The 6,236-nt window shown below is 59.5% G+C and carries 3 protein-coding genes and 1 pseudogene; 2 read left to right on the top strand and 2 right to left on the bottom strand.

The window, feature by feature from the left end; translation table 11 throughout:
* Nucleotides 1–696 precede the first annotated feature (696 nt).
* Both GCT19_RS40530 and GCT19_RS40535 read right to left on the bottom strand, forming a co-directional pair.
* Nucleotides 697–1,584, bottom strand: a complete 888-nt coding sequence (locus GCT19_RS40530; protein WP_018437892.1) for a nucleotidyl transferase AbiEii/AbiGii toxin family protein — start codon at nt 1,582–1,584, stop codon at nt 697–699.
* The gene (locus tag GCT19_RS40535) at nt 1,574–2,527 is read right to left on the bottom strand and encodes a type IV toxin-antitoxin system AbiEi family antitoxin (RefSeq protein WP_227717814.1); all 954 of its coding nucleotides are present in this window, start codon (nt 2,525–2,527) and stop codon (nt 1,574–1,576) included. Before GCT19_RS40535 ends, GCT19_RS40530 begins: the two co-directional genes overlap by 11 nt.
* A gap of 275 nt (nt 2,528–2,802) precedes the next feature.
* Between GCT19_RS40535 and GCT19_RS40540 the strand changes: the two genes are divergently transcribed.
* Entirely contained in the window at nt 2,803–3,660 is an 858-nt protein-coding gene (locus tag GCT19_RS40540; RefSeq protein ID WP_018437890.1) for an MBL fold metallo-hydrolase, read from the top strand.
* Nucleotides 3,661–4,298: 638 nt separating this feature from the next.
* A pseudogene (locus tag GCT19_RS44155) lies at nt 4,299–4,578 on the top strand (hypothetical protein).
* Nucleotides 4,579–6,236: the final 1,658 nt, after the last annotated feature.

The raw sequence follows: 6,236 nt of genomic DNA on the forward strand, positions 1-6,236 counted from the left end.
TGCGCACATCATTGCTCGAGATGATGCCGCGCGAACAGTACTACGCGGCTTTCAGGTATTGCCGACAGTGCGCGGCTCACGGCTACCATAGCGTGCTTCATCAGCTTTCGGACGAGGATTACTGTGCGGCCCATCCGCAACGACTGCGGACGCTATGCCCGCAATGTCGCCGCGAAAGTCCATTCATTATCAACAGCAGCGTAATCGAAGCGCCATTCCGCTGCGTCTGGTGTCGTTCGCATTTCTGCTACGGGCTCCTCCCGGTCCGTTCAACGACGCCGGCGATGCGACGGCAAGACCGCCGCGCGATCCAGGATCGAGTGCTTCTGCGACTCGGCAGCGAGACCCGCGGCGTGCCGAACGGGTAATCGTCGCAGTTCGTCGACGTCCGCGGGTGAAAATCTGCCCCCTCTTTGCAGGACGATTTGCGGCGAAGCGTTGGTTGTGGTCAATTGGACTGACGGTTAGTTGCGATTTGAACCGCCGACGCGAGTTGACAAATTTATATGCGCAGTTGAGACAGATTTAATACGTTCTACGATTGCCGCCTATGGAAACCGTCGAACTTGAACCGTAGGTGCTCGCCAATCGCTTCGGAGTGGCATTTTCTCTCGTCCGCCAGAACCGCCCGATCGAATGCATGACCACGATCACTGCGCTGGAAACGTATTTCTGGCTTGAGCCAAGCGCAGGTGTTCAGACGCTAGCCCCGAACGCTTGCTCGAGCGTCGTTCGAAATGCGTTAAACAGAGCCTCGATTGCACCAGGCCCCTCTCCTTCAAGCTGTAGTACGCGATGCCCTCCGCCCAGCATCTGGGTCAACAACCGCGGGTAGGCTAAGCCCGGTTCCAACGCCGCCAGAATCAGCGGCCGGATTGCGGGTGAAACGAGAGGCGTCATGTCTCGTGCGAGCAGTGCAGCACCGGCAACGTCTGGATCGAATCCATGGGCTTCGAGAAGGTCGAGAGCATCGCCGTCGTAGAGGCGATCGTAGTTGCCAGCATCTGCATATCGGGACATGAGGAAACGTAGATCTGTCGCGTCTCTTGCATGGTCGGTGTGCCTGTCTCGCCAGGCGAGGATCTTGAGCATCGCGAGCGCCGGAAGGGACGCAACGAGGACAACGACGTCATCTGCAAGTTCAACCTCGACCGCCGCCTCCAGTGCTTCGCCAAAGCCTGCGACAGTCATCCGGAAGGCGCCGCCAGGCCATTCAATCTCGCGGTCGCTCCCGCGCTCGATTCCTCCGAACGGTACGATATCCAGCCACATCCTTTCGCCTGATCCGGGCGCGATGTAATGGAGGCGCTGAGCCTCCCCGCTGGGCTCAAACCTTCCTGTTCCAATGAGTTCGTCGCGCAGTCGCCTGTCGCCTTGCCAGCTTTCGATGCACACACCAATGTCGACGTCTGCTGTCGCACGCGACTGCGCGATCCCGAAGCGGTGCGTGGTCAGGATATCGCGAGCCGTCGCTCCTCCGACAAACCATGCTGCACCAACCTTATTCGCCGCGTTCGAGACGTCACGCAGTAGGGCGACTGACATCTCGGGAAACGGATTGGCCTCGTGCAGCTTAATTGCCATGTTGGATGTACTGTTCGCGAATCATCTGCGCGGTTTCGAGGTTGCGCGAGTCGCCGCTCGCGACGAGATCGGCGTAAACGAGCACGGGATAGACGACGTTGTCGATGAGCCCCGGGGTGCGGTCTAACTGGAGGGGTGTTTTGAGAAATTCAACGTTGCCCGCAGGGTCCGGCCGCAGCCGCCCCCTACTGATTATCTGCGGAGGGATCCCGTTGGTACAGTACACCGTCAACAGCGCCGGCTTCAGATAATTCGTCATCAGCGCCGCGGCCGACTCACCGCCCCACATCCATTCATCGCTCGGCGCCATGTCGGCCCACCAGTTCAGCTCCGTCGCACGGTATCGACCCAGTTTCAGTGACTGCCTGAGGAGCGAGGGATACAGGGTGACCCATTCGTCGAGCAACCTGCCGAAGTTGGTGAAGGCCAGTCCGTCCCTGCGCTCGACCACGTCCTTACGCTGCAGTAACGTTTGTACGGTGGCTTGTGCCGTGCCGGTACTCACCCCGGCGAACATTGCGATCGTGCGTCTGCCCTGACGGAGTAGCGCTGGCTTGGCGAGCAAGGCAAGGATTACCTGAAGTGAGCGCTTCGACCAGAGGCTAGGTCGACGCAGCTCGTTGGCGCGCGGACGGCCGGAAATCAGGATCAAGGTTTTGCCGTCCTTCACGAACGCGTTACCAGACTCGTCGATGGCGTTCACGCCAAGGCTACGGCAGGCGTTGACAAGGGCGGGTGAAAGATACGATGTCACGAGCAGAGCGTGGTCCGCGTCCTGCAGGCCGCCTGTCGCAGCCAGCGCGGAAAGCCGCTCCTGGCGGTCGATTGAGGGAACGACGACAACCCCGCGACGCACCGGTGGTTCTAGCTGGAACTCGACTGTGCTGTCATAGCCGCTACCGGTCGGGGGCGGCATGACAGACGTCGCCACGCCTGCGCTCATGCTGAACGCCTGCGCGGCGGATGTGACGAGTGAATCGGGGGTAGCGACTGACGCGCGCATCAGGACTCCGTTCATTTTTTTCTATTGTACATGGAACGTGAACGACAAAAAATATTGAACATCTGCTGCCGCGTTCAAATATATCTGTTGTTCATGAAACACGAACGGTCCGAAAAAATGAACGCATCACCGCGCAGGCCGTCCCGTCCCGAGATGCGCGCGCCCTCGACCTTCCCGCGCGTAGCGCTCGTGGCTTTCCGAACCAGGAGCATCGAATGAAACCGAGACGCAACACCGACTCCGTCCCAGGCGAGTGGTACATAGACACAGCGTGCATCAATTGCGGTGCATCGCGTCACGTCGCGCCTGGGCTGATTGTCGAACGAAACGACAAGAGCGTCTTCGTGCGGCAGCCCGTTACGCCTGAAGAGCACCTCGCTGCCTGGCGTGCGGTGCTCGTATGTCCTACGGCGTCGGTACGCAGTGAAACGAAGCAGCCTCGTCCGAACGCCGCGATCTTTCCAGAGCCAATTACGTCGGATGTATGGCGCTGCGGATTTAACGCGCGGTCGTCGTTTGGCGCTGACTCTTATTTTGCGAGGCGTCCGGACGGCAATCTGCTGATCGATTCACCCCGCTATGCGGCTGAACTCGTGAATTGGTTTGATGAGAACGGCGGTATCGCGCACATCCTTCTGTCGCATCGTGACGACGTCGCGGACGCAGATAAATATGCCCTTAAGTTCGGCGCGCGCGTCTGGATCCACCGGGAAGATATGTCAGCTGCGCCCTATGCTACGGACCTGCTTGACGACGGCTCGGCGACGGACGTTGCAGCCGGCGTGCGTGCGATCCCTGTGCCAGGCCACACGCGCGGTAGCGTCGTGTATCTGCTCGATGACAGCGTATTGTTCTCGGGTGATTCGCTTGCCTGGAGCCCGCGCGCAATGAACCTCGTCGCGTTCAGGGACGCGTGCTGGTATTCATGGTCTGAGCTCACCGAATCGCTTGGCAAGCTATCCGCGTATCGCTTCGACTGGTTGCTTCCTGGTCACGGCTGGCTCACGCACTTGCCGGCCGAGGAAATGCGTGCCCGCTTGCTCGCGTTAGTTGTTCGCATGCGGAAGAATTGAAGTCGCCGGAATATCCCCTCACGTATGACCTGCCTCGCAGCGTGAAGTCAGAAGAGTGCCCTTTGCCGCGCATCTCTCGCCGGCGGTAGTGAGGCCTTCGCACGCCGGGGACCAGCGCGATGCGCGAGCCTGCGGACGTGAGCGATAAGTTCGACGCATACCTCCCCAATTGCCAGCACCAGCGCATACAGCCGTACACCTTCGGGGCCGCGCTCCGGGCGCACGCGCAGCGAGGCGCGCAATCCCAGCCGGCGCGCTCGGTCGAGCAACTGGACGCGGCTCATGCCGGACCAGCAGGCCGCGATGAATTGGGAGACCGGAGCTGGGAGCGATTCTGGTGCGCAGTCAGCTGGCAGCGCGAGGGCGACTAGTTGGAGGCGATCGGGCATGCGGGGTGAATGAGTACAGACCACATGATCCTGCCGGAAACGGCGCTGCACGGCAACGTCCGACGCTACCAGCGCCCTTGAAGACGGCCTCGCGATATCGCCCCCCTTCCAGATACAGATGTACTTGACCGTTAGTTGCGTCTGTCCTTACGAGAGTCGTGTTGCTAAGGTCAACTTCGGGCTTGCCAATCAGCAGAATCCTGTATAAATTCACAGTCTGTATTTAAATACAGTGCTTCGGAGGCAGCGATGGAGCATTTGGTGAGGGTCTACAACGAGAAAGACCGGCAAACGCTTGAGTGGCTTCGCAGACATGTCGGAGATGCGGCAATCGCCACCGCCGTCGAGCAATGCGCGGGTTCAGGCAAACCTTATCTCTCGACCGTCTGCAGACGCCTAGGGGTTAGAACTCCGGAGTTCTCGGTAGCGCGTCGACGAGTCTTCTCCGATTGCGGAAAAGTCCCTAGCTACCATCCGAAGTATCCTCGCTGCTCGACCGGCACACGCAAAACTGGTTGCTAGCTGGTAGGCCGCGCCCTCCCCCGAGTGCCATCTCGCAACGACGACGAGTACGCGAGCGAGCACCGGGCGTCATAGAGGGACAATTCGGCGTGGGGTCGGAGCGCGCGAACCGCCACCCTATCAGGTAGCCTGCAACAATCCCGACTTTCGCTGGATCCGGCTCGTTCTTCTACTTCAAAACGGGTAGGGGCGTCGCCGACATCGGTCTTTTTTCAAATAGCGAACACGGGGCCTCGCTGCCACCGTCATCCGCGCTCCTTCGTTATGCTTGTATCGCCGTTGACCCAAATGGGCATCAAGCTCCGTCGTTCACGGCGGGGAAGGAAAACGAGGTATTACGTCTCGCTGGTTTCGATCGAAGCCATCAGTCGGCGCGTTTGCTTGAGCGAGCTCGACGGCGCCTCACCGATTTCGTTGTTCGCGATCTCCTCGCCTGTCTGGCGGCCCCTTCAGCCTCGATGCAGGGATTGTGTCAGGGCTCCGCACCTAGTTTTTCTCTGATCGCTTTCACGGCTTTGTCGTCCTTCTTGCAGGCGCTTATACGACGCTCGATCTGCGCGACCTGCTCGTCGAGCTTCGTCAGCTCGCACACTATTCGCGCCGCATCTCAATCACCACTGCTGGCAAACATTCGCCAACGCATGTGAGCACGTCCGGAACCGCTTCGTCCACGACTGCATTCGCGAATCTGCTCGTCTGCCGGCAGACAGGGGCAGTTGCGCGATGTCACGCTCGATATCAGCGTCGAGGAGTTTGCCAAAGTAAGGTACCCCGATCCCGGACGCCACTCGAAGATAACCCCTTGTCCAGAGGCAACACTTCCTTAAGAATATTTGTCATCCACGATAGGCAAATGAGCTGCCCTCCAGTCAATCAAAGAGGTCTGGACTGGAGCGATCTTTGGTTAACTGGGGGAGCGTTCCCGCACGGGCCTGTTCAAGCAGCTGTGGAGGCAACCAGGTTTCCTCCAGCGCGCCTATACCTTCGTCGATGAGTCGTTTGAGGAAGAAAGACTGCTTGCGACCGCTAGTCTCGGCGAGTAATCGAAGTCTACGTTCGACGCCCGGGTCTATCCGAACCGCGACGACCTTTGAGGATTCCAAGCTCTTTGTTCTTGGCACAGCGGACACCTTCCATTCAAAGGGTCTGCATTGTAGACCGGAGCTTCTGTCCATTGGGCGGCCGGAACACTATGCCAAGCCAATCCACTAGAGTCTCGATGACTCGCACGGTGTCCTTGATGTCCCAGAACTGGAGGACGCACCAAACAGCAGTTTGGAGGCAATGCGCGCGCTGTTACACCCGGGATACCGTTGCCCAGCGATTGTGCAGACGCTGCCTGCACAATCTGTGACGCGGCCGCTCTTGTGCGTATTTCGGACGAACGTGACCGGCCGTTTCGGGATGGTGACCGGCGATTTCGGCAACGTGACCGGGCATTTCGGGAACGTGACCGAGCGGACCGGAAGGCAGGATTGGCGTTGCGCATGACATCAACTACGCAGGCTATGCTCGCCGGCTTTTGCCGGAGAGAGCATGCCCGCGCACCGGATGAACATGCGCATGATCAAGGACGTTTTACGACTTAAATTCGACGGCGGTTTCTCGCACGATCGGATCGCCGCGTCACTGGGCATATCCAAGGGCGTGGTCACGAAGTACATA

The organism is Paraburkholderia atlantica (assembly GCF_009362785.1).
In the GTDB taxonomy this organism is placed as follows: Bacteria; Pseudomonadota; Gammaproteobacteria; order Burkholderiales; family Burkholderiaceae; genus Paraburkholderia; species Paraburkholderia atlantica.